General features: G+C 65.4%; 18 protein-coding genes and 1 pseudogene. 8 read left to right on the top strand and 11 right to left on the bottom strand.

All coding sequences use genetic code 11. The features are described from left to right. Window positions 1-11: 11 nt before the first annotated feature. The 6 genes from M0765_RS13200 (at window position 12) to M0765_RS13175 (ending at window position 9,215) form a co-directional block, all read left to right on the top strand. Window positions 12-1,709 carry a two-component system sensor histidine kinase NtrB gene (locus M0765_RS13200; RefSeq protein ID WP_258504070.1) on the top strand — a complete coding sequence of 566 codons (1,698 nt, stop codon included), beginning with the start codon at window positions 12-14 and terminating at the stop codon, window positions 1,707-1,709. Window positions 1,710-1,713: 4 nt separating this feature from the next. After that, a complete protein-coding gene (locus tag M0765_RS13195; RefSeq protein WP_446751550.1) occupies window positions 1,714-3,273 on the top strand; it encodes a sigma-54-dependent transcriptional regulator in 1,560 nt (519 codons plus the stop codon). Further along, a complete protein-coding gene (gene ampD, locus M0765_RS13190; RefSeq protein WP_258504069.1) occupies window positions 3,260-3,877 on the top strand; it encodes a 1,6-anhydro-N-acetylmuramyl-L-alanine amidase AmpD in 618 nt (205 codons plus the stop codon). The genes M0765_RS13195 and ampD overlap by 14 nt, the downstream gene beginning before the upstream one ends. Before the next feature lie 350 nt (window positions 3,878-4,227). Then, window positions 4,228-7,143, top strand: coding sequence for a ribonucleoside-diphosphate reductase subunit alpha (locus M0765_RS13185; RefSeq protein ID WP_258504068.1), 2,916 nt, complete (start codon window positions 4,228-4,230; stop codon window positions 7,141-7,143). Between the two features lie 178 nt (window positions 7,144-7,321). After that, on the top strand, window positions 7,322-8,494 hold the full coding sequence (locus M0765_RS13180) for a ribonucleotide-diphosphate reductase subunit beta (protein ID WP_126747956.1): 1,173 nt from the start codon (window positions 7,322-7,324) through the stop codon (window positions 8,492-8,494). A 196-nt stretch (window positions 8,495-8,690) separates the two neighbouring features. Beyond that, a complete protein-coding gene (locus tag M0765_RS13175) occupies window positions 8,691-9,215 on the top strand; it encodes a histone H1-like DNA-binding protein (RefSeq protein WP_258504067.1) in 525 nt (174 codons plus the stop codon). Window positions 9,216-9,312: 97 nt separating this feature from the next. Here the strand turns inward: M0765_RS13175 and M0765_RS13170 are convergent, their stop codons facing one another. The 8 genes and pseudogenes from M0765_RS13170 to M0765_RS13135 all read right to left on the bottom strand — a co-directional run bounded on the left by M0765_RS13170 (window position 9,313) and on the right by M0765_RS13135 (window position 15,758). Next, window positions 9,313-10,215: a carbohydrate kinase family protein gene (locus tag M0765_RS13170; protein ID WP_258504066.1), complete on the bottom strand. Its 903-nt coding sequence runs from the start codon at window positions 10,213-10,215 to the stop codon at window positions 9,313-9,315. Window positions 10,216-10,275: 60 nt separating this feature from the next. After that, complete coding sequence (locus M0765_RS13165) at window positions 10,276-11,196, bottom strand: DUF3426 domain-containing protein (RefSeq protein ID WP_258504065.1); 921 nt, start codon at window positions 11,194-11,196, stop codon at window positions 10,276-10,278. Between the two features lie 452 nt (window positions 11,197-11,648). Next, a pseudogene (locus tag M0765_RS13160) lies at window positions 11,649-11,714 on the bottom strand (zinc-ribbon domain-containing protein); the annotation flags it as partial. A 73-nt stretch (window positions 11,715-11,787) separates the two neighbouring features. After that, window positions 11,788-12,678 (bottom strand): 50S ribosomal protein L11 methyltransferase, encoded by an 891-nt coding sequence (prmA, locus tag M0765_RS13155; RefSeq protein WP_258504064.1) that lies wholly within the window; start codon window positions 12,676-12,678, stop codon window positions 11,788-11,790. 22 nt (window positions 12,679-12,700) lie between these two features. Continuing rightward, a complete protein-coding gene (gene accC / locus M0765_RS13150) occupies window positions 12,701-14,050 on the bottom strand; it encodes an acetyl-CoA carboxylase biotin carboxylase subunit (RefSeq protein ID WP_126747952.1) in 1,350 nt (449 codons plus the stop codon). 2 nt (window positions 14,051-14,052) lie between these two features. Next, window positions 14,053-14,514 carry an acetyl-CoA carboxylase biotin carboxyl carrier protein gene (accB, locus tag M0765_RS13145; RefSeq protein ID WP_258504063.1) on the bottom strand — a complete coding sequence of 154 codons (462 nt, stop codon included), beginning with the start codon at window positions 14,512-14,514 and terminating at the stop codon, window positions 14,053-14,055. A 98-nt stretch (window positions 14,515-14,612) separates the two neighbouring features. Further along, a complete protein-coding gene (locus M0765_RS13140) occupies window positions 14,613-15,158 on the bottom strand; it encodes a TlpA family protein disulfide reductase (RefSeq protein WP_258504062.1) in 546 nt (181 codons plus the stop codon). After that, window positions 15,159-15,758, bottom strand: a complete 600-nt coding sequence (locus tag M0765_RS13135; RefSeq protein ID WP_157612065.1) for a hypothetical protein — start codon at window positions 15,756-15,758, stop codon at window positions 15,159-15,161. Between the two features lie 101 nt (window positions 15,759-15,859). On the opposite strand from M0765_RS13135, the gene mpl reads away from it, so the two are divergent. Together mpl and M0765_RS13125 are read left to right on the top strand one after the other, a co-directional pair. Next, window positions 15,860-17,263, top strand: a complete 1,404-nt coding sequence (gene mpl / locus M0765_RS13130; RefSeq protein ID WP_258504061.1) for a UDP-N-acetylmuramate:L-alanyl-gamma-D-glutamyl-meso-diaminopimelate ligase — start codon at window positions 15,860-15,862, stop codon at window positions 17,261-17,263. Beyond that, entirely contained in the window at window positions 17,260-17,769 is a 510-nt protein-coding gene (locus tag M0765_RS13125; protein ID WP_258504060.1) for a cupin domain-containing protein, read from the top strand. Before mpl ends, M0765_RS13125 begins: the two co-directional genes overlap by 4 nt. A 15-nt stretch (window positions 17,770-17,784) precedes the next feature. Here M0765_RS13125 and M0765_RS13120 read toward each other — a convergent pair whose 3' ends face one another. The 3 genes from M0765_RS13120 to tldD form a co-directional block, all read right to left on the bottom strand. After that, the gene (locus M0765_RS13120) at window positions 17,785-18,903 is read right to left on the bottom strand and encodes a 3-deoxy-7-phosphoheptulonate synthase (RefSeq protein WP_126747946.1); all 1,119 of its coding nucleotides are present in this window, start codon (window positions 18,901-18,903) and stop codon (window positions 17,785-17,787) included. A 228-nt stretch (window positions 18,904-19,131) separates the two neighbouring features. Continuing rightward, window positions 19,132-19,674 carry a hypothetical protein gene (locus M0765_RS13115; RefSeq protein WP_258504059.1) on the bottom strand — a complete coding sequence of 181 codons (543 nt, stop codon included), beginning with the start codon at window positions 19,672-19,674 and terminating at the stop codon, window positions 19,132-19,134. Between the two features lie 47 nt (window positions 19,675-19,721). Next, window positions 19,722-21,182 (bottom strand): metalloprotease TldD, encoded by a 1,461-nt coding sequence (gene tldD, locus M0765_RS13110; RefSeq protein ID WP_258504058.1) that lies wholly within the window; start codon window positions 21,180-21,182, stop codon window positions 19,722-19,724. Window positions 21,183-21,188 lie beyond the last annotated feature (6 nt).

Genomic DNA, 21,188 nt, shown 5'->3' with positions numbered 1-21,188 from the left:
GTGCTGCCTCCATGAGCTCGTCTCTCTGGTCGCGCGGCGAGGCCGTCACCGACTGGGACGTGCTCGAGCCGGGCCGCAGCGAAAGCGCCGCGCTGCTGCGGCTGTGGCGCGGTTTCATGGCGGCGCGCTGCTTCGTGGCGCTGGTGCTCGTGCTGTTGCAGGGCGTTTCCTTCGCACTCGGACAGACAATGCAGCCGTTGGCCATTGCGCTTTCGGCGGGCTACCTGGCGGCGACCTGGCTGGGTGCGCGCTACGCGCATTTCACGCCGCCGATCCGGGGCTTTGCGGCGCTCTGGTTCGTCACCATCGGCATCGACCTGGGCACCTTCACCGCGCTCCAGGTGCTGCAAGGCGGCAACATCAACTACACGCCGCTGTTCGCACTGCCGGTGCTCATGAGCGCGGTGCTCGGCACGGTGACCGTGGGCCTGGGCACCACGGCCACTGTCACGCTGCTGTTGCTGGCGGATGCGGGCTGGCACTGGCTCCAGCAGCCCGGCGATTCGTCCACCCGCTTCGTGCAGGCGGCGCTCACGGGCACCGGGCTCTTCGTGGTGGCGCTGCTGGCGCACGAACTCGCACGCCGGCTCGCACGAGAAGAAGCCACCGCCGAGCGCAACCGCAGCAGTGCGCAAATGCAGGCGCAAGTGAACGACCTGGTGATCGAAACGCTGAGCGAGGGCGTGCTGGTGATCGACGCCGAAGGCCTGGTGCACGCGGCCAATCCGGCCGCCGATGCCATCCTCGGGCAAGGCCTGGCCAAGCTCCCCCTGCCCTTTGCGCTGCACACGCAGCCCGCGTGGCATGCGCTGGCCGCGCTGGCGCGCCAGACCTTTGCGCGACGGGCGCCGCAATCCGAAGAAATTCCGGTGGCGCAAGCGCGCGGCGCGGCACGCGAGGTACGCGTGCGCACGCGGCTCACGCCCACCAGCGACCAGCGCGTGGACAGCCTGTGCGTGATGTTCCTTCAAGACCTGCGCGAACTCGAGGCCCGCATCCGCACCGAGAAGCTGGCGGCAATGGGCCGCATGTCGGCTGCAGTGGCACATGAAATCCGCAATCCGCTGGCCGCCATCACGCAAGCCAGCGCGCTGCTCAACGAAGACCTCACCGATCCCGCGCACCGAAAGCTGACCAGCATGGTGCAGCACAACGCCCAGCGTCTCGCACGCATCGTGGACGACGTGCTCGACGTTTCACGTGCACGCCAGCAGCGCGTTCTTTCGCTCGGCGAGCAGGTCGCGCTCGACCCCGCCGTGCGCGCCCTCGCCGAAGAATGGGTGCGCCAGACGCAGCGCCCGGGCGTTCTCATCACGCTCGATGCCGCCGACAGCGAGGTGCGCTTCGACGTCGAGCACCTGCGCCGGCTGCTCGTGAACCTGCTGGACAACGCGGCGCGCTACGCCGGCAAGCGCGAGGGCTCGATCCAGGTCGTCACCACCACGCAGCGCGGAAGCTCAGGCCGGCCGAGCCTGCAGGTGTGGAGCGACGGCGCGCCGCTGGAGCCCGCGGTGCAGCGCCATTTGTTCGAGCCGTTTTTCTCTTCCGAAAGCCGCTCCAGCGGACTCGGCCTGTTCTTGTGCCGCGAGCTGTGCCGGCGCCATGGCGCCACCATCGGCTACGAGCGCCGGGCGCTTGTGGCGGGCGGACCCGAAGGCAACGAATTCTTCGTCAGCTTCGCTCCCAGCGAAATCCGGCTGACACAATAGCGCCGTGAGCACTCCCAATCCCCCTTCCCTGCAGCGCCCGGCCAACATCCTGGTCATCGACGACGAGCCCGACCTGCGCACGCTGTACGAACTCACGCTGCTGCGCGAGGGCTACCGCGTGGAAGCCGCGGGCAGCGTTTCGGAAGCATGGGAGCACCTGGAGGCCGGGCAATTCGATGCGGTGATCACCGACATGCGGCTGCCCGACGGCCAGGGCATGGAAATCATCCATCGCATCCAGAAAGACCAGCGCACCGAGCGCTGCGTGGTGATGACGGCGTACGGCTCCGCCGAGAACGCGGTCGAGGCGCTGAAAGCCGGCGCGTTCGATTACCTGACCAAGCCCGTCGACCTGAAGCAGTTCCGCGCCGTGGTTGCCTCCGCCGTGCAGGCGCAGCAGGCCGCGCCCGCCAAGACCACGAAAGCGGCACCGGCGGCACAGGGCGAACGTGCCGGCGACACGCCCGGCGTGACAGGCAGCGGCATTGCGGCGCTCGAGCGGCTGGTGGGCAACTCGGAGCCGATGCGCCTGGTCAAGTCGCGCATTGCCAAGGTGGCGCGCGGCATGGCGCCCGTGCTGGTGCGCGGCGAATCGGGCACCGGCAAGGAGTTGGTGGCGCGCGCCGTGCACGCCTGCAGCCAGCGCAGCGACGGCCCGTTCGTTGCGGTCAACTGCGGCGCCATTCCGGAGAACCTGCTCGAGGCCGAATTCTTCGGCGCACGCAAGGGCTCGTACACCGGCTCGTCGCAAGACCGCGATGGCTACTTCCAAGCCGCGCGAGGCGGTACGTTGTTCCTCGACGAAATCGGCGACCTGCCGCTGGCCATGCAGTCCAAGCTGCTGCGCGCGATCCAGGAGCGCAGCGTGCGCTCCATCGGCTCCACGCAGGAAGACGCGGTCGACGTGCGCATCGTGAGCGCCACGCACAAGGACCTGCACGCCGAGGTCAATGCGGGCCGCTTTCGCCAGGACTTGTTCTACCGGCTCAACGTGATCGAGATTGCGGTGCCCGCGCTGCGCGACCGGCGCGAGGACCTCCCGGCCCTGTGCGCCGCTTTGCTCGCGCGCATTGCGCACGACGGCGGACTGCCGGTGCCGCATCTTTCCGGCGACCTGCTGCACCGTCTCGCGCAGCATCCGCTGCACGGCAATGTGCGCGAACTCGAAAACCTGCTGCACCGCGCCGTGGCGCTCAACGACGGCGACGAACTGCACCTGGACCTGATGGGCGGTGGACAGCCAGCCGTCGCGGGGCTTGCGGCTTCGGCGCCCTCGCCTTCTCCGCCGCCGGACGACGGCGAACCGCCCGCCGCTGCAGCACCCGCGGCCGCCTTCGTTGAACCCAAGACCGCACCGCCGCCCTTGCCGTCCGACCTGCAGGCCTATCTCGACCAGCAGGAGCGCGAAATTCTGGTGCGTGCGCTGCATGAAAGCGGCTTCAACCGCACCGCCGCAGCCGCACGGCTCGGCATGAGCCTGCGCCAGATCCGCTATCGCATCGCGCGCCTGGGCATCACCACGCCCAACGGCGACGAAGGTACCGCGAGCAATGCCGACGATTGAAGCAGCAACGTCGAACGCAAGCGGCGACGACGGCCTCTGGCGCGCCGGCTGGTACCGCTTTGCAAAGGCGCTGCAATCGCCGAATTTCGGCCCGCGACCGGCAGGCGCGCAGACCGACCTGATCGTGCTGCATTCCATCAGCCTGCCGCCCGGCGAATATGGCGGCGATGCGGTGCAGCAGCTCTTCGCAAACCAGCTCGACTGGGACGCGCACCCTTACTTCCAATCCATTCGCGGCCTGCAGGTTTCCTCGCACTTCTATGTGCGGCGCAACGGTGAACTCTGGCAGTTCGTGAGCTGCGACGATCGCGCCTGGCATGCCGGCGTCTCGTCCTGGCGCGGCCGCGAAAACTGCAACGACGATTCGATCGGCATCGAGCTCGAAGGCCTGGAAGGCCAGCCTTTCGACGAGGCCCAATACGAAACGCTGGCCAGCCTTTGCGCGGCGATTGCGCAGCACTACGCCATCGCGTTCATCGCGGGCCACGAGCACATTGCGCCGGGCCGCAAACAGGATCCGGGCGCGGGCTTCGATTGGCAATTGCTGCGCGGGCAGCTCGGCTGGAGTCCGCGGATGTTCCCCGAACAGGTGCTGCCGCTCTAATTTTTTTAATCGGTCGGCGGTATGCGATGCGGCGTTCTTGCGCCGCAGCAATCTCTAAAATTTGGAGCGCGCCTCCAGCAACCATGCGCCTTGCAGGCCCAAATCCGCTTGCAAGCCACAGCCCGCGCGGGTTGCGCGACCATAGGCCAGTATTCATGGGCATCGCTGGCCGAGTGCCGCGCCCAAACAAATACGCCACTGTGTTGAATATCTCAAAAAACACTACATCTAGTGGTTGTAGACGCTTCGCACCCTAGATATAGTGTCTTCCGTCCGGTCATCACGCACCGGCGCAATGCCCCGCCAAGGCATTGCCACCCAACAAGAATTGCCACACCGAGAGGAAGCGAATGCAAACAGCCCTGAACACCCCATCGACCCCGCGTGCCGTTCCCTCGACGCCGCAGCAGCAGCAACGAGACACTGCTGGCTCGCCCACCGGTCAGAACCTCGCGCACTACCAGATCATCCGCCGCAACGGCGCCGTGGTTCCCTTCGAACCCAACAAGATCGCCATCGCGATGATGAAAGCCTTCCTGGCGGTGCACGGCACCCAGGGCGCGGCTTCGGCCAGCGTGCGTGAAACGGTCGACGCCCTCACGCAAGGCGTGATCCGCGCCATGGTCCGCTCGCGTCCGGGCGGCGGCACCTTCCACATCGAAGACGTGCAAGACCAGGTCGAGCTCGGCCTCATGCGCGGCGGCCACCACGAAATTGCGCGCGCCTACGTGCTGTACCGCGAACGCCGCACGCAAGAGCGCTCCAAGCAAGGCACGCAGGAAACGCCGGCTGCGCCGCTGCTCCACGTGCTGGACCGCGGCGAGCGCGTGGCGCTCGACCTGAACGAACTCAAGGGCCTGATCGAATCGGCTTGCGAAGGCTTGGGCGACGGCATCAGCGCCGCACCGATCGTCGCCGAGACGATGCGCAACCTGTACGACGGCGTGCCGCTCGACGAGGTGTACAAGGCCTCGATCCTGGCCGCCCGCACGCTCATCGAGAAGGACCCCGACTACACCTTCGCGACCGCCCGCCTGCTGCTGCACACGATCTTCAAGGAAATCATCGGCCGCGAAGTCATGCCCGCCGAGCGCGCGCAGACCTACGCCGACTACTTCCCGCAGTTCATCAAGAAGGGCGTCGAGAACGAACTGCTCGACGAGAAGCTGCTGCAGTACGACCTGCCCCGCCTGGGCGCGGCGCTCAAGGCCGAGCGCGACAACCAGTTCGACTACCTCGGCCTGCAGACGCTGTACGACCGCTACTTCCTGCACGTGCGCAAGTCGCGCATCGAACTGCCGCAAGCCTTCTTCATGCGCGTGGCCATGGGCCTCTCGCTGAACGAAATCGACCGCGAAGCCCGCGCCATCGAGTTCTACGAAGTGCTGTCTTCGTTCGACTTCATGTCGAGCACGCCCACGCTCTTCAACGCCGGCACGCTGCGCTCGCAGCTGTCCAGCTGCTACCTGACCACCGTGCCCGACGACCTGGACGGCATCTACGAGTCGATCAAGGAAAACGCCCTGCTCTCGAAGTTTGCGGGCGGCCTGGGCAACGACTGGACCCGCGTGCGCGCACTGGGCAGCCACATCAAGGGCACCAACGGCGAATCGCAGGGCGTGGTGCCGTTCCTCAAGGTGGTGAACGACACCGCCGTGGCGGTGAACCAGGGCGGCAAGCGCAAGGGCGCGGTCTGCACGTACCTTGAAACCTGGCACCTCGACATCGAGGAGTTCCTGGAACTGCGCAAGAACACCGGCGACGACCGCCGCCGCACGCACGACATGAACACGGCCAACTGGATTCCCGACCTCTTCATGCGCCGCGTGATGGAAAAGGGCACCTGGACGCTGTTCTCGCCGTCCAACGTGCCCGACCTGCACGACCTGTTCGGCGCCGACTTCGAGAAGGCGTATGTCGCCTACGAAGAAAAGGCGGCGCGCGGCGAGATCAAGCCCGCCCGCACCATCCAGGCATCGGACCTGTGGCGCAAGATGCTCACGATGCTGTTCGAGACCGGCCATCCCTGGATCACATTCAAGGACGCCTGCAACGTGCGCTCGCCGCAGCAGCACGCCGGCGTGGTTCACTCGTCGAACCTGTGCACCGAGATCACGCTGAACACCAGCGACACCGAAACCGCCGTCTGCAACCTGGGTTCCGTGAACCTGCTGCAGCACCTGAAGGACGGCAAGGTCGACCAGGAAAAGCTCAAGCGCACGATCTCGACCGCGATGCGCATGCTCGACAACGTGATCGACATCAACTACTACGCCGTGAAGAAGGCGCGCGACTCGAACCTGCGCCACCGTCCGGTCGGCCTGGGCCTGATGGGCTTCCAGGACGCACTGTACGAACTGCGCATTCCCTACGCCTCGCAAGAAGCCGTGCAGTTTGCCGACGAGTCGATGGAAGCCATCTGCTACCACGCCTACTGGGCCTCGACCGAGCTGGCCAAGGAACGCGGCAAGTACTCGAGCTACAAGGGCTCGCTGTGGGACAAGGGCATCCTGCCGATCGACACGCTCGACCTGCTTGAAAAAGCACGCGGCGGCTATGTCGAGGTCGACCGCTCGGCCACCCTCGACTGGGACGCGCTGCGCCAGAAGATCAAGGCCGACGGCATGCGCAACTCCAATTGCGTGGCCATCGCACCGACCGCGACCATCTCGAACATCATCGGCGTCGACGCCTCCATCGAGCCGTGCTTCGGCAACCTCTCGGTCAAGTCGAACCTGTCGGGTGAGTTCACCGTGATCAACCACTACCTGGTGCGCGACCTGAAGCGCCTGGGCCTGTGGGACGACGTGATGGTGATGGACCTGAAGCACTTCGACGGTTCGCTGCGCCCGATCGACCGCGTGCCGCAAGACGTGAAGGCGCTCTACGCCACCGCGTTCGAAGTGGAAACCACATGGCTCGTCGAAGCTGCCTCGCGTCGCCAGAAGTGGATCGACCAGGCGCAGTCGCTCAACATCTACATGGCCGGCGCATCGGGCAAGAAGCTCGACGACACCTACAAGCTCGCATGGCTGCGCGGCCTGAAGACCACCTACTACCTGCGCACGCAGAGCGCGACGCACGCCGAAAAATCCACGGTGCAGTCGGGCCGCCTCAATGCGGTGTCGTCGGGCAGCGATGCACCTTCGGGCATGAGCGCACTCGACGCAGCGGCTGCCGCAGCAAAGGCGCAGATGAACGCGATTCCCGCAACCGACATCGCGTTCTGCGGCGTGGACGATCCGACTTGCGAAGCATGCCAATGACGCCTCAGTGAAGAGAGCGAGGTCCATGCACAACGCGCGAACTCTCAGTCGATCACGGCATTGACTGACATCGCGCGATGCATGAGAGCAACATAACAACCACATAAATGGAGCGCGACGTGAACGAGCACTTTGCAACTCACATCGTTGCTCCGATAATTGAGCATTGGATTTTTCTATGTTGACCTGGGACGAAGAAGTCAAGCCCTCCTTACCAAAGGATATGCAACAAGGATTGCAGCAACACCACGCATCGACCAGCGGCTTGCCCGCAGGCCGACCGGTGGACGCTCCGACTTCGTCGATTGCACAACCCACGGCCCCCGTCGCAGCGCAGCGCGTCAAGGCTTCCGACAAGCGCATCATCAACGGCCAGACCGACGTCAACCAGTTGGTGCCGTTCAAGTACAAGTGGGCTTGGGAAAAATACCTCGCCACTTGCGCCAACCACTGGATGCCGCAAGAAGTGAACATGACGCGCGACATCGCGTTGTGGAAAGACCCGAACGGCCTGACCGAAGACGAGCGCCGCATCGTCAAGCGCAACCTCGGCTTCTTCGTGACCGCCGACTCGCTGGCCGCCAACAACATCGTGCTGGGCACCTACCGCCACATCACGGCGCCCGAATGCCGCCAGTTCCTGCTGCGCCAGGCTTTCGAGGAAGCGATCCACACGCACGCGTACCAGTACATCGTCGAGTCGCTCGGCCTGGACGAGAGCGAGATCTTCAACGCCTACAACGAAGTGCCGTCGATCCGCGAGAAGGACCAGTTCCTGATCCCGTTCATCGACGCCATCAGCGACCCCCACTTCAAGACCGGCACGCACGAAACCGACCAGACGCTGCTCAAGTCGCTCATCGTGTTCGCCTGCCTGATGGAAGGCCTCTTCTTCTACGTCGGCTTCACGCAAATTCTTGCGCTGGGCCGCCAGAACAAGATGACCGGCGCCGCCGAGCAGTACCAGTACATCCTTCGCGACGAGTCGATGCACTGCAATTTCGGCATCGACCTGATCAACCAGCTCAAGCTCGAGAATCCCGGCCTCTGGACCAACGAGTTCAAGGCCGAGATCAAGGCCCTCTTCATGAAGGCCGTCGAGCTCGAGTACAAATACGCCGAAGACACCATGCCGCGCGGTGTGCTCGGCATGAACGCCTCCATGTTCAAGGGCTACCTGCGCTACATTGCCAACCGGCGTGCACAGCAGATCGGCCTCGAAACGCTCTTCCCGAACGAGGAAAACCCGTTCCCCTGGATGAGCGAAATGATTGACCTGAAGAAAGAGCGCAATTTTTTCGAGACCCGCGTGATCGAGTACCAGTCGGGTGGCGCGCTCTCCTGGGATTGAATCTTTCCGATAAGAATTAATGAATTCAAGAATTGCCCTTGCCACCGATCGCGCCGAAGAGCGCGGCATGGACGAGGGCTCAGGTGTTCATGGTGCTGGAGCACAGATTCCAACGCCATGAATCGCTTTGCGCTACCAACGTGCGCGGAGTGCTTCAATAGGTTGATTTTTTCAACTTGATCAAGGAGAAATAGAAATGGCAACTGCAAAGAAAGCGCCGGCTAAGAAAGCCGCTGCAAAGAAGGCTCCGGCAAAGAAGGTCGCGGCCGCTAAGAAGGCTCCCGCCAAGAAGGTAGCTGCGAAGAAGGCTCCGGCCAAGAAGGTCGCAGCCAAGAAGGTAGCCGCCAAGAAGGCGCCTGCGAAGAAGGTAGCCGCCAAGAAGGCAGCTCCGGCAAAGAAGGCCGCTGCCAAGAAGGCTCCGGCGAAGAAGGCCGCAGCGAAGAAGGCTCCTGCCAAGAAGGCGGCGGCGAAGAAGGCTCCGGCGAAGAAGGCCGCTGCCAAGAAGGCCCCTGCGAAGAAGGCTGCCGCCAAGAAGGCTCCTGCCAAAAAGGCTGCGGCCAAGAAAGCCGCGAAAAAGCCCGCTGCCAAGCCTGCCGCTGCTGCCAAGAAGCCTGCTGCGAAGAAGGCCGCCAAGGCACCTGCCGCAGCGCCTGCTCCTGCTGCGCAAACGACGCTGAACCCGCAGGCAGCCTGGCCGTTTCCGACGGCCAGCAAGCCCTGAGCTTCTCAGCGGCCTTGACGGCAAAAAGCCCGGCACCTCACGGTGTCGGGCTTTTTTTATGCGCGCCGCCCGCGAAGGCGAGCGAGCAACCGGCGGCTCAGAGGCCCAGCGCCTTCTTGTCGACCTGGTAGTTCTGAGGCCCGCGCTGTGCGATCTTGAGCGCACCGATGCGGTTGCCAAGCGCCGCGCATTGCGCGAGCGGCCACTCCTTCTCCAAGCCGAACAGCAGCGCGCCGCGCCATGCATCGCCGCAGCCAGTGGGTTCGACCACCGCAGTCGGCGTTACGCCCGGCACGTGCTCGCGCTCGCCATCGGTCCACACTTCGCAGCCCTCGGCCGCCAGCGTGACCACCAGGCCGCGCACGCGCTTGGAGATTTCGGCCAGGCTCCAGCCGGTGCGCTGCGAAAGCATCTTTCCCTCGTAGTCGTTGACGACCACCCAGCTTGCCAGATCGATGAAGTGCTTGAGCGCCTCGCCATCGAACATCGGCAGGCCCTGGCCTGGATCGAACACGAACGGAATGCCGGCGGCGGCGAATTGCTCCGCATGCTGCAGCATCGCGTCGCGGCCATCGGGCGCGATGATGCCGACGCGGATGTCTTCGCGGGCGGCGATTTTCGTAAGGTGCGCCTGCTGCATTGCACCGGGGTGGAACGCGGTGATCTGGTTGTTGTCGACGTCGTTCATGATCATCGCCTGCGCGGTGAAAGTATCGTCGAGCTGGCGCACGAACTCGGTGCTGATGCCCAGCGTACGCAGGCGCTCCAGGTAGTCGGCTCCGTCGCTTCCGAGCGTGGCCATTGGCAATGCCGTGCCGCCCAGCGCGTTGAGGCTGTAGGCGATGTTGCCGGCACAGCCGCCAAAGTCACGCCGCAGGCCCGGCACCAGGAACGACACATTGAGAATGTGCAGCTGGTCCGGAAGGATCTGGTCGGCAAACCGGCCCTCGAAAGTCATGATGGTGTCGAACGCGAGGGAACCGCAAATCACTGCTGCCATGGTGAGCCGTTGGTTGAAGGATGAATGAATGAATGAACGAGGCACGGGCGCGAACCCGGGCTAAGGATAGAACGCTTCCACGCGGTAGCCGGCAATAGACGGCAGCGTTGCCGCCTCCGTTGCGGACAACGTGAGCGGCAGCGATGCGGCCTGGTCGGAGCGCGCCGCAAGCACCGTCGGCGCACCGTAATCCGAAGCCGCCAGCACGCGGCGCACCACTGCCCGCTCCTGCGTGTCGAGCAGCGAAAGCTCGATGGCCGGCATGGCCAGCGGAACCGTGGCACCGTTGCGCAAGGTAAAGCTGAGCCGGTAGTCGTTGTTGCCGGTCTTCTCGCGCGCGAAGGCGGCGCCTTCGATCACGATGTCGCCGATCTGGCGCAACGCCGTGAGCTCACAGCCGGTCAATCGGCACATGGCGGCGAATGCGGGGCGCAGGTTCGGCTGGCGGGCCACGATGCCATTGCGCTCGTGATGCAAGACCTGCGCGACGAACAGCAGAACGGCCAGCACGGCGAAGAACCAGAGCGCAAATCGTACGACGCCGCGCTGCCAGAACCCTTCGGTGCCACGGTCCGCCTTCTCGTCACCGGAGAAAGGAACCCTGTCCGAGTCCTCCGCTTCGTGAAGCGGCGCCGGGAGCGGCAGAGCACCCGAATCGCCGTCCAATCCGTCCAGTTCGCTCGCCTGCCTCACCATCGACGCCGACGCCTTTGCGGCGGTGCGCTCGTCGCGCGCCTTGGCGCTCGCGATCTTGGCCGACTTGATGCGCGCCCGGCGCAGCGCCTTCTGCATCTGCACCTGGTCGCGGTCTTGCGCGGCCTCGTGCTTTCGTCTTCGACGCTGGCCGATGCCGCCATTTCGCGAGCCTTGATGCGCAAGGCCGGCAAGGGAGGCGGCGGTGGTGGTGGCGGCGAAGGTGGCGCCGCAAGATTCAGGTCGATGTTCGGGAACGGCGGCAGTGAGCTCGCAGGTGGCCGCCATTCGGGCTCGTTGGCCTCGAAGTCGGACCACAACTCGTCGGCGATGATTCCGTGCGCAGGCAGGACGAAGGCCGTCGCGGACGGCGTCGCAGGTGCGGAACTTGGCGCAGGCGTAGGTGCAGGCCTGGTCTCCGGAAGCGGCGCCGGCGGCAGAAGCTCGTCCGTTTCTTCCAGCGGCGACGAAGCGACAGCGTCCGACGTTTCACCATGCTCCGGTTCGTCGTCGAAGAAGTCCGCGTCTTCCGTCGCACTCGAAGACTCCGGCCCGGCCTGCGAAGGATGCTGCTGCTCGGACGGCCCGGACTCCGCCTCGGCCTTTGCGGAAGGCGCCGTCGGAGGCGGAGGCGGAGGTGGCGCCGCCGGACCCGGCACGCCGTCCGGCGCCTCGTGCAGATCGAGCGTGGCGTCGAACACATGGCTGCAGCGGCCGCAACGCACCCAGCCATCCGAGATGCGAAGCTGGTCGCGCACCACCTTGAAGGTGGTGGCACAGGCGGGGCAACGCGTGACAAGGCTCATGACCGGGCGATTGTAGGGTTGAGCCCCCGCCTCGCGAGCGGTGCGCGGCGGTGCGAAATCCCGGCCGCGCTGCTCAGCAGCGAGCCGTCATGAGAATCCAGCCGTCCTCGCTGTCGCTGACCTCGAGCGCGGCATAGGGCGCGTAGGCCTGCTTCAGTTCGTCGGCCTGGCGCTCGAGAATGCCGGCGAGCACCAGCGATCCACCCGGCGCCACGTGGCTGCGCAGCAAGGGCGCAAGCACCTTGAGCGGCGTTGCAAGGATGTTGGCCAGCACCGTGTTGTAGCTGCCCTTGGCCGCTTCCGGCAGGCCGGCATTCAGGCGCACGCCATTGGCTTCGGCATTGAGGCGGGTCGACGAGACGGCGGCCTCGTCGATGTCGACGGCGTCGATATCGCGTGCGCCGAACTTCGCCGCGCCAATGGCAAGAATGCCCGAGCCGCAGCCGTAGTCGAGCACGCGCTGGTCGCCGAATGCGCCTTCGCCCTGCTTCGCGATCCAGCGCAGGCACATGCGCGTGGTGGGGTGCGTGCCGGTGCCGAAAGCGAGCCCCGGGTCGAGCCTGATCAACTGCCTGGCTTGCTCGGGCGGCTCATGCCAGGTGGGCACGATCCAGAACTCGGGCGTGATTTCGACCGGCGCGAATTGCGACTGCGTGAGCCGCACCCAGTCTTGATCGGGCACCGGCGCCACGCCGAGCACCGCGCAGCCTTCGAAGAAGTCCTGCAGCGCGAGCACCGACGCAGCCTCTTTGGCAAGGGCTTCGTCGGCGAACAGCGCAATGATGCGCGACCGTTGCCAGCCCTCCTTGGGCGGCGGCATGCCAGGCTCGCCGAACAGCGCCTGCTCGGCATCGGTCTGCGCGTCGGCGTCTTCCACCGACACGCTCAGCGCATCGAGTGCGTCCAGCGCATCGCTGACCATTTCGACCCGGTCTTCCGGCGCCATCAGGCGAAGTTCAAACATGGTGGCGTCGGGTGTTCTCTGCTCAGCGCTTGTGTGCCGCCAGCCACTCTTCCAGGTAGTGGATGTTGGTGCCGCCGCTCATGAACTTGGCGTCGACCATCAGCTCGCGGTGAAGCGGAATGTTGGTCTGGATGCCTTCGATCACGGTTTCGTTCAGCGCCGTGCGCATGCGCGCCATGGCCTGCTCGCGCGTGTCGCCATACACAATGATCTTGCCGATCATCGAGTCGTAGTTGGGCGGCACGAAGTAGTTGGTGTACGCATGCGAATCGACGCGAACGCCAGGGCCGCCCGGCGGGTGCCACATGGTGATGCGCCCCGGCGACGGCGTGAACTTCCAGGCGTCTTCGGCGTTGATGCGGCACTCGATGGCATGGCCGCGCATTTCGATCTGTCGCTGCGTGAACGGCAGCTTCTCGCCCGCCGCCACCATGATCTGCGTTTTCACGATGTCGATGCCGGTGGTGAACTCGGTCACCGGGTGCTCCACCTGCACGCGCGTGTTCATCTCGATGAAATAGAACTCGCCGTTTTCGTAGAGAAACTCGAAGGTGCCCGCGCCGCGGTAGCCGATTTTCTTGCAGGCCGCGGCGCAGCGCTCGCCGATCTTCTCGATCAGCTTGCGGGGAATGCCCGGGGCCGGCGACTCCTCGATCACCTTCTGGTGGCGCCGCTGCATGGAGCAGTCGCGCTCGCCCAGATAGACCGCGTTCTTGTGCTTGTCGGCCAGGATCTGGATTTCAACGTGGCGCGGGTTCTGGAGAAACTTCTCCATGTACACGGCCGGATTGTTGAACGCAGCGCCGGCTTCCGCCTTGGTCATCTGGATCGCGTTGACCAGTGCCGCTTCGGTGTGCACCACGCGCATGCCGCGGCCACCGCCGCCGCCGGCGGCCTTGATGATGACCGGGTAGCCGATGGCGCGCGCGATGCGCTTGTTGGTGGCGGCGTCGTCGGACAGCTCGCCCTCGGAGCCGGGCACGCAAGGCACGCCGGCCTTGATCATGGCCTGCTTGGCCGAGACCTTGTCACCCATCGTGCGGATGTTGTCGGGCGTGGGGCCAATGAACTGGAAACCGCTTTGCTCCACGCGCTCGGCGAAGTTGGCGTTTTCGCTCAGGAAACCATAGCCGGGGTGAATCGCTTCGGCGTCGGTGACCTCGGCCGCCGAGATGATCGCCGGCATGTTGAGATAGCTCAGCGACGATGGCGCGGGGCCGATGCACACGGCTTCCTGCGCCAGCTTGACGTACTTTGCGTCGCGGTCCGCTTCGGAATAGACCATCACGGCCTTGATGCCGAGCTCGCTGCAGGCGCGCTGGATCCGGAGGGCAATTTCCCCCCGGTTTGCAACCAGGATCTTCTTGAACATGGTCACTCGATGATGAACAGCGGCTGGCCGTATTCGACTGCCTGACCGTTTTCGCCGAGGATCTGGGTGATCGTGCCGGACTTGTCCGCTTCGATTTCGTTGAGGATCTTCATCGCTTCGATGATGCAGACGGTGTCGCCCTCATTGACCTTGCTGCCGACTTCGACAAAAGCCGGTGCGCCCGGACTGGACGAACGATAGAAAGTGCCGACCATCGGCGACTTGACCGCATGCCCGGCGGGCGCGGCTTCGGCGGCCGGCGCGGCAGCAGCAAGCGCAGGCGCCGCAGGCGCACCGGCGGCGGGAGCAGCGGCAGGTGCCGCCACGGTCTGAACATATTGCACCGGGGCAGCGCCGCCGCCCTTGACGATGCGAACCTTGCCTTCGGTTTCGGTGATTTCCAGTTCGGAAATATTGGATTCCGACACCAAATCGATCAGTGTCTTGAGTTTGCGCAGATCCATGAGGCTCCAGTGCCGACTTTGCCGGTCATTAGGATGTAACTTGGCTAAAAATCGTTGATCTTTAGCGATTGGCGGCGAATGCCGAGGTGTATCTGATTCTAACCGTGAACGAGTTCACGTCGCCACGTGTCCAGATCGGCGGGCTCGAGCTTGCCCATTTTACGAGCCGCGACGGTCCCCGCGCCCGTAAGAACCAGCGTGAACGGCAATCCTCCGGCGGTATTGCCAAGGCTTTTTACCAGTTCAGTACCCTGCAAACCGGCCAATCCGACGGGATAGCCGACCGGCGTCTTCTGGAGAAATTTGCGCACGGCACTCGGCTGATCGATGGCCAATCCAACGACTTGCCAACCATTGCCGCCATTTTCGCGAAAGAAGCGATCGATCATCGGCATTTCTTCCACGCACGGCGGGCACCACGTGGCCCAGAAATTCAACAGCAGCGGCTTGCCGCGCAGGCTCGAGAAAACCAGTTCACCGCCCTCCGGACGGTCGAATCGTTGATCCCAGAAGGCGGCATCCAGGACCCCGCCCTTGGTGCTGACGCCGCGCTCACGCCACCACGCGCCGCCCAAGCCTGCCGCAGCGGCCGCGACCGCCACGCCGCCATACATGAGGCGGCGCCGTGTGGGCGAAGAAGTCATTCACTTGTCCTTTTCTCTTTCAATCAGCCGGCGCAGCGCGGCCAGATCGCCGCGCGGTGTGCGCCCCTGGGCGTCGGGCCGGAGCGCTCCGCGCAGGTCGTCGAGGTCGTACACCAGCAGGTGGACCCCGATTTCCTCGCCCAACGCACGGCTTGCGGCATGCACGCTCAATGCCTCGACCTGCTCACCGTGAAATCCGGTGACCATTCGCGGCTCGTAATCCACGTGATGGTCGATGAGGGCAATTTCGGCCGACTTGGAATCATCGCAGAACAATTGAATATAAATGTCTGACAGCCGCGTGGCCGTGCCGTGCCACACAGCACCCCCGATGTGCGGCCGGAACGCCGCCATGCGCTCCATCCATTCGAGCGCGAGCAGCCGCAAGGCATGCAGCTCCTGCGGCTGGGTGTCGGCGCAGTAAAGCGCGATGTAGTCACGCACTTCGGCCTCGACCTCGTCGTTGTTTGGCAGCGCCGTGCGCGACGACAGGCCAAGGTCTCGCACTGCCCGGCGCTTGGCCGGGCCGTACTCCAGCCCCTCCTCGACGACGAGTCGGGCTGCGGTGGCGGCGATCTCACGCTTGGTGGTCGTGTCCATCGGAACATTTTGCCCGCACTACGCCGCCCTCACACCAAACATCAGTACAAAGGGCAAGGCTGCGGCGCGGCCGCGGCATGCGGCCTCCCTAGAATCGCCCGATGCACATTCATATTCTTGGCATCTGCGGCACGTTCATGGGCGGATTGGCCGCCCTGGCGCGCGAAGCGGGCCACCGGGTCACGGGCTGCGATGCCGGCGTGTACCCGCCCATGAGCGACCAGCTCCGGTCGCTCGGCATCGACCTGATCGAAGGCTTTGGCGCCGACCAATTGGCACTTTCACCCGACATGTTCGTGGTCGGCAATGTGGTTTCGAGGGCCCGGCTGCCCGACGGCAGCCCCAAGTTCCCGCTGATGGAAGCCATCCTCGATGCCGGCAAGCCCTACACCAGCGGACCGCAGTGGCTCGCCGAGCACGTGCTGCTGGGCCGACACGTGCTTGCCGTGGCCGGAACCCACGGAAAGACCACCACCACGTCGATGCTGGCCTGGGTGCTGGAGAAAGGCGGCAAGGCGCCGGGCTTTCTGGTGGGCGGCGTTCCGCTCGACTTCGGCGTGTCGGCCCGGCTTGGCGACGGCCCGGCATTCGTCATCGAGGCGGACGAGTACGACACCGCCTTTTTCGACAAGCGCAGCAAGTTCGTGCACTACCGCCCGCGCACGGCGATTCTCAACAACCTGGAATTCGACCACGCGGACATCTTCGATGACCTCGCCGCCATCGAACGGCAGTTCCATCACCTCGTTCGCACGGTACCCGGCAGCGGCCGGCTGGTGGTCAACGCCACCGAAGAGAGCTTGCAGCGCGTGCTGAGCCAAGGCTGCTGGAGCGGGCTCGCCCGCTTTGGCGCTGGCGGTGAATGGCAGGCGCGCGGCACGCACGACGCCTTCGACGTGCTGTACCGCGGCGAGGCCGTGGGCCGCGTCGAATGGGAGCTTTCAGGCCTGCACAACCAGATGAACGCGCTGGCCGCCATAGCGGCAGCCGAGCATGTGGGCGTTGCGCCGGCCGATGCGGCCAAGGCACTCGGCAGCTTCCGCAACGTACGCCGGCGCATGGAGTTGCGCGGTACGGTCGAGCGCAGCGGCGGCGCAATCACCGTCTACGACGACTTCGCCCATCACCCGACCGCCATCCGCACCACGCTCGACGGCCTGCGCAAGAAGCTCGACGATGCCGGCAAGCAAGGCGAGCGCATCCTCGCGGCCTTCGAACCGCGCAGCAACACGATGAAGCTCGGCGTGATGGCGGCGCAGCTCCCATGGAGCCTGGAAGCGGCCGACCTGTCCTTCTGCCACACCGCCGGGCTCGACTGGGACGCCGCCGCGGCCTTGGCGCCGATGGGCGACCGCGCGCAGGTAGCCGGTGCCGTCGAGCCGCTGGTCGCGCAGATCGTTGCCGCGGCGCGGCCTGGCGATCACATCGTCTGCATGAGCAACGGCGGCTTCGGCGGCGTGCACGACAAGCTGCTTGCGGCACTGCGCAGCGCCGCGGCTCCATGACCGCCATGCGCGCCCGCGAGCTGATCGAGAGCCTGAAGCTGCAGCCCCACCCCGAGGGCGGCTGGTACAGCGAGGTGTTCCGTTCGGCCGCGAGCGTGGTTCCCACCGATGGCCGCGCGCCGCGCAGCGCGCTCACCAGCATCTACTTTCTGCTGGAGGCCGGCCAGCATTCGCGCTGGCACCGGGTGCTCTCGGACGAGGTCTGGGTTCACCTGGAAGGCGTGCCGCTGGCACTGTGGACGTGCGATGCCGCCATGCGCACCGCGCCGGCGCACGTGCGGCTAGGGCCGGTCGACGCACACGGCACGCGCCCCCAGCACGTGGTGCCGGCCGGCCAGTGGCAGGCCGCCCGGCCGATCCAGGGCCACGCGAGCGGCGACTACACACTGGTCGCCTGCATGGTCGGCCCCGGCTTCGATTTCGCAGACTTTTCCATGGTGCCGCCCGAAAGCGATGAAGCCACCGCCATGCGGCACCACTGGCCCGAACTGGCCGGGATGCTCTGACCCCGCCAGCGCGGCTTATCCCCGGCGCTGCTTGACTGCCTGCGACAACACGTCGAGCACCTGCACCGAATCGTCCCAGCCCAGGCATGCGTCGGTGATGCTCTTGCCGTATTCGAGGCCCGCGATCTGGTCCTTGCCCGGCGTGAACTTCTGGGCGCCGGCTTGCAGGTGGCTCTCGACCATCACGCCGAAGACGCGGTTCGATCCGCCCGCGATCTGGTTGGCGATGTCCTTCGCCACGTCGATCTGCTTCTGGTGCTGCTTGGAACTGTTGGCGTGGCTGCAGTCGACCATCAGCGTGGGCGGCAACTTGGCAGCTTCCAGGTCCTTGCAGGCGGCCTCGACGCTCTCGGCGTCGTAGTTCGGCGCCTTGCCGCCGCGCAGGATCACGTGGCAGTCGCGATTGCCGTTGGTCTGCACGATGGCGACCTGGCCGTTCTTGTGCACCGAGAGAAAGTGGTGGCCGCGCGCCGCCGCCTGGATGGCGTCGGTGGCGATGCGGATGTTGCCGTCGGTGCCGTTCTTGAAGCCGATGGGCGCCGAGAGGCCCGAGGCCAGCTCGCGATGCACCTGGCTCTCGGTGGTGCGCGCACCGATGGCGCCCCAGGCGATCAGGTCGCCGATGTATTGCGGCGAGATCACGTCGAGGAACTCGCTGCCCGCCGGCAGGCCGAGCCGGTTGATGTCGATGAGCAGCTGGCGCGCAATGCGCAGGCCCTCGTCGATGCGGTAGCTTTCGTCCAGGTACGGATCGTTGATGAGGCCCTTCCAGCCGACCGTGGTGCGCGGCTTCTCGAAGTACACGCGCATCACGATCTCCAGCGTGCCGGCGTACTTTTCGCGCTCCACCTTCAGGCGGCGGGCGTAGTCGAGCGCGGCGGCCGGGTCATGGATTGAGCAAGGCCCCATGATCACCAGCAGCCGGTCGTCCTTGCCGGCCATGATGTTGTGGATGTTGCGGCGGGTGCCCTCGATCAGCGTTTCGACCGGCGTGCCGCGGATCGGGAAGAAGCGGATCAGATGTTCGGGAGGGGGCAGCACGTTGATGTCCTTGATGCGTTCGTCGTCGGTCTTGCTGGTTTTTTCGACGCTCGCATACCAGCTGTCGCTGGCGGGGGCAGTGTTCGTGCTCATGGTGCTTTCCTTGTTGGAGTGAATATCGTCAGGGCATAAAAAAACCGCCGGGGGCTCTGGGCCACCGGCGGTTCTGGGAGGGTGTTCGTTTGCTCTACGCGCTCGCCTCTCGTCCGCCGGAAACCGGGAACCAAAAGTAGGCAAAGAAATAAGCGCGGAGGGCGGACATGTGGGCGAAATGTAGCACGGAAAACAAAAAGCCGGGCAAAAGGCCCGGCTCCGAACGGCTCAGCGGTATCCCGATTCGTTGGGGTTGTGAATGATCCAGATCAGGTTGCCGCCCGAGTAGTCGCCCATGCCGCCGCCCGCGAAAACCAGCCGGCCCTGGCCCTTGTAGGTCATCTCGTAGCGGTGGCGGTCGCTGCCGAAATAGAACGGAATGAAGGCCTTGCCCGTGACATAGGCGCCCTGGTCCGTCGGCTGGCCGGCGAGGTCGGTCACCTGCCTGGCGCTCATGCCGATCTGCAGGCGCGAGAACTTGCTGTTGCGGGCGGGAACACCCGTGATTTCGCCTTCGTAGCCATTCAGGCCCTTGACGGTGCGGCCGCTGCCGGCTTCGACCTTGGACGAATCAATGACGTTGCCCTTGGCGTCCATGCCGGCCTTGACGCCGCCGCGCGCCGGAGCGGCGGGTGCGCTGGCAGCGGGTGCCGAGGCCGCGGGCTGGCTGCTGTCGCCCGAACTGCCGCGCGAAGCGCAACCTGCGGTTGCGAGCGCCACTGCGGCGGTTGCAGCCCACAGGGCCGCGGACGAATTGATCCTGATCCTCATCGAATGCTCCTCTTTTTGAAAAATAAGGAGCGGAGCTTAGCAAGCTCTCAGGCCGTTCCGCCTACGGTCAAACCATCGATGCGCAAGGTCGGCTGGCCGACGCCCACGGGCACGCTCTGGCCTTCCTTGCCGCAGGTGCCCACGCCCGAATCGAGCGCCATGTCGTTGCCGATCATGGTCACGCGGGTGAGCGCGTCAGGGCCGTTGCCCACGATGGTCGCGCCCTTCACGGGGTATTGGATCTTGCCGTTCTCGACCCAGAAGGCCTCGCTGGCCGAGAACACGAACTTGCCGCTTGTGATGTCGACCTGGCCGCCGCCGAAGTTGGTGGCGTACAGGCCCTTCTTGATGCTGGCGACGATTTCCTTCGGGTCCTTGTCGCCGCCGAGCATGTAGGTGTTGGTCATGCGCGGCATCGGCACGTGGGCGTAGCTCTCGCGGCGGCCGTTGCCGGTGGGCTTGACCTTCATGAGGCGCGCGTTGAGCGAATCCTGGATGTAGCCCTTGAGAATGCCGTCTTCGATGAGCACGTTGCGCTGGCTCGCGTTGCCCTCATCGTCCACGTTGAGCGAGCCGCGGCGGTCGGCAATGGTGCCGTCGTCCAGCACTGTCACGCCCTTGGCCGCCACGCGCTGGCCAATGCGGCCCGAAAACGCGCTCGAGCCCTTGCGGTTGAAGTCGCCTTCCAGCCCGTGGCCGATGGCCTCGTGCAGCAGGATGCCGGGCCAGCCGGAGCCGAGCACCACCGTCATTTCGCCGGCGGGCGCCGGACGGGCGTCGAGATTGGTCAGCGCGGCCTTCACCGCCTGGTCAACGTATTCGGCCATCTGCTCGTCGGTGAAATAGGCCAGCCCGAAGCGCCCGCCACCACCGCCGGAGCCGACCTCGCGCCGGCCGTTCTGCTCGGCGATCACGGTCACCGAGAGGCGCACCAGCGGCCGCACGTCGGCGGCCAGGGTGCCATCGGCCCGCGCCACCAGCACCACGTCGTATTCGCTCGCCAGGCCGGCCATGACCTGGGCCACGCGCGGATCGCGCGAGCGTGCGAGCTTTTCGACCCGCTCGAGCAGCTTGACCTTGGCCGTGCTGTCGAGCGTTGAAATAGGATCGACGCCGTTGTAGAGCGAACGGCTCGAAGCAATCTTGCGCGCCGGCGTCTTCACGCGGCCGGTGCGGCCGGCGGAGGAAATCGAGCGGACCGTGCGGGCCGCATCGAGCAGCGACGCCTCGGAAATATCGTCCGAATAGGCGAAAGCGGTTTTCTCGCCGCTGACCGCGCGCACGCCGACACCCTGGTCGATGCTGAAGCTGCCGGTCTTGACGATGCCTTCTTCCAGGCTCCAGCCCTCGCTGCGCGTGTACTGGAAGTACAGATCGGCGTCGTCCACCTTGTGAGCGGTGATCTCGGCCAGGGCCTTGCTCAGGTGCGATTCGTCGAGGCCGAACGGCGTGAGCAGGAGCTGTTGCGCCGTGGCAAGGCGCTCGATGGTGGGTTCGCGAGAGATCATGAAGTG

It is taken from the genome of Variovorax sp. S12S4 (genome assembly GCF_023195515.1).
GTDB lineage: Bacteria > Pseudomonadota > Gammaproteobacteria > Burkholderiales > Burkholderiaceae_C > Variovorax.
This window is presented reverse-complemented; position numbering and strand designations above follow the sequence as displayed.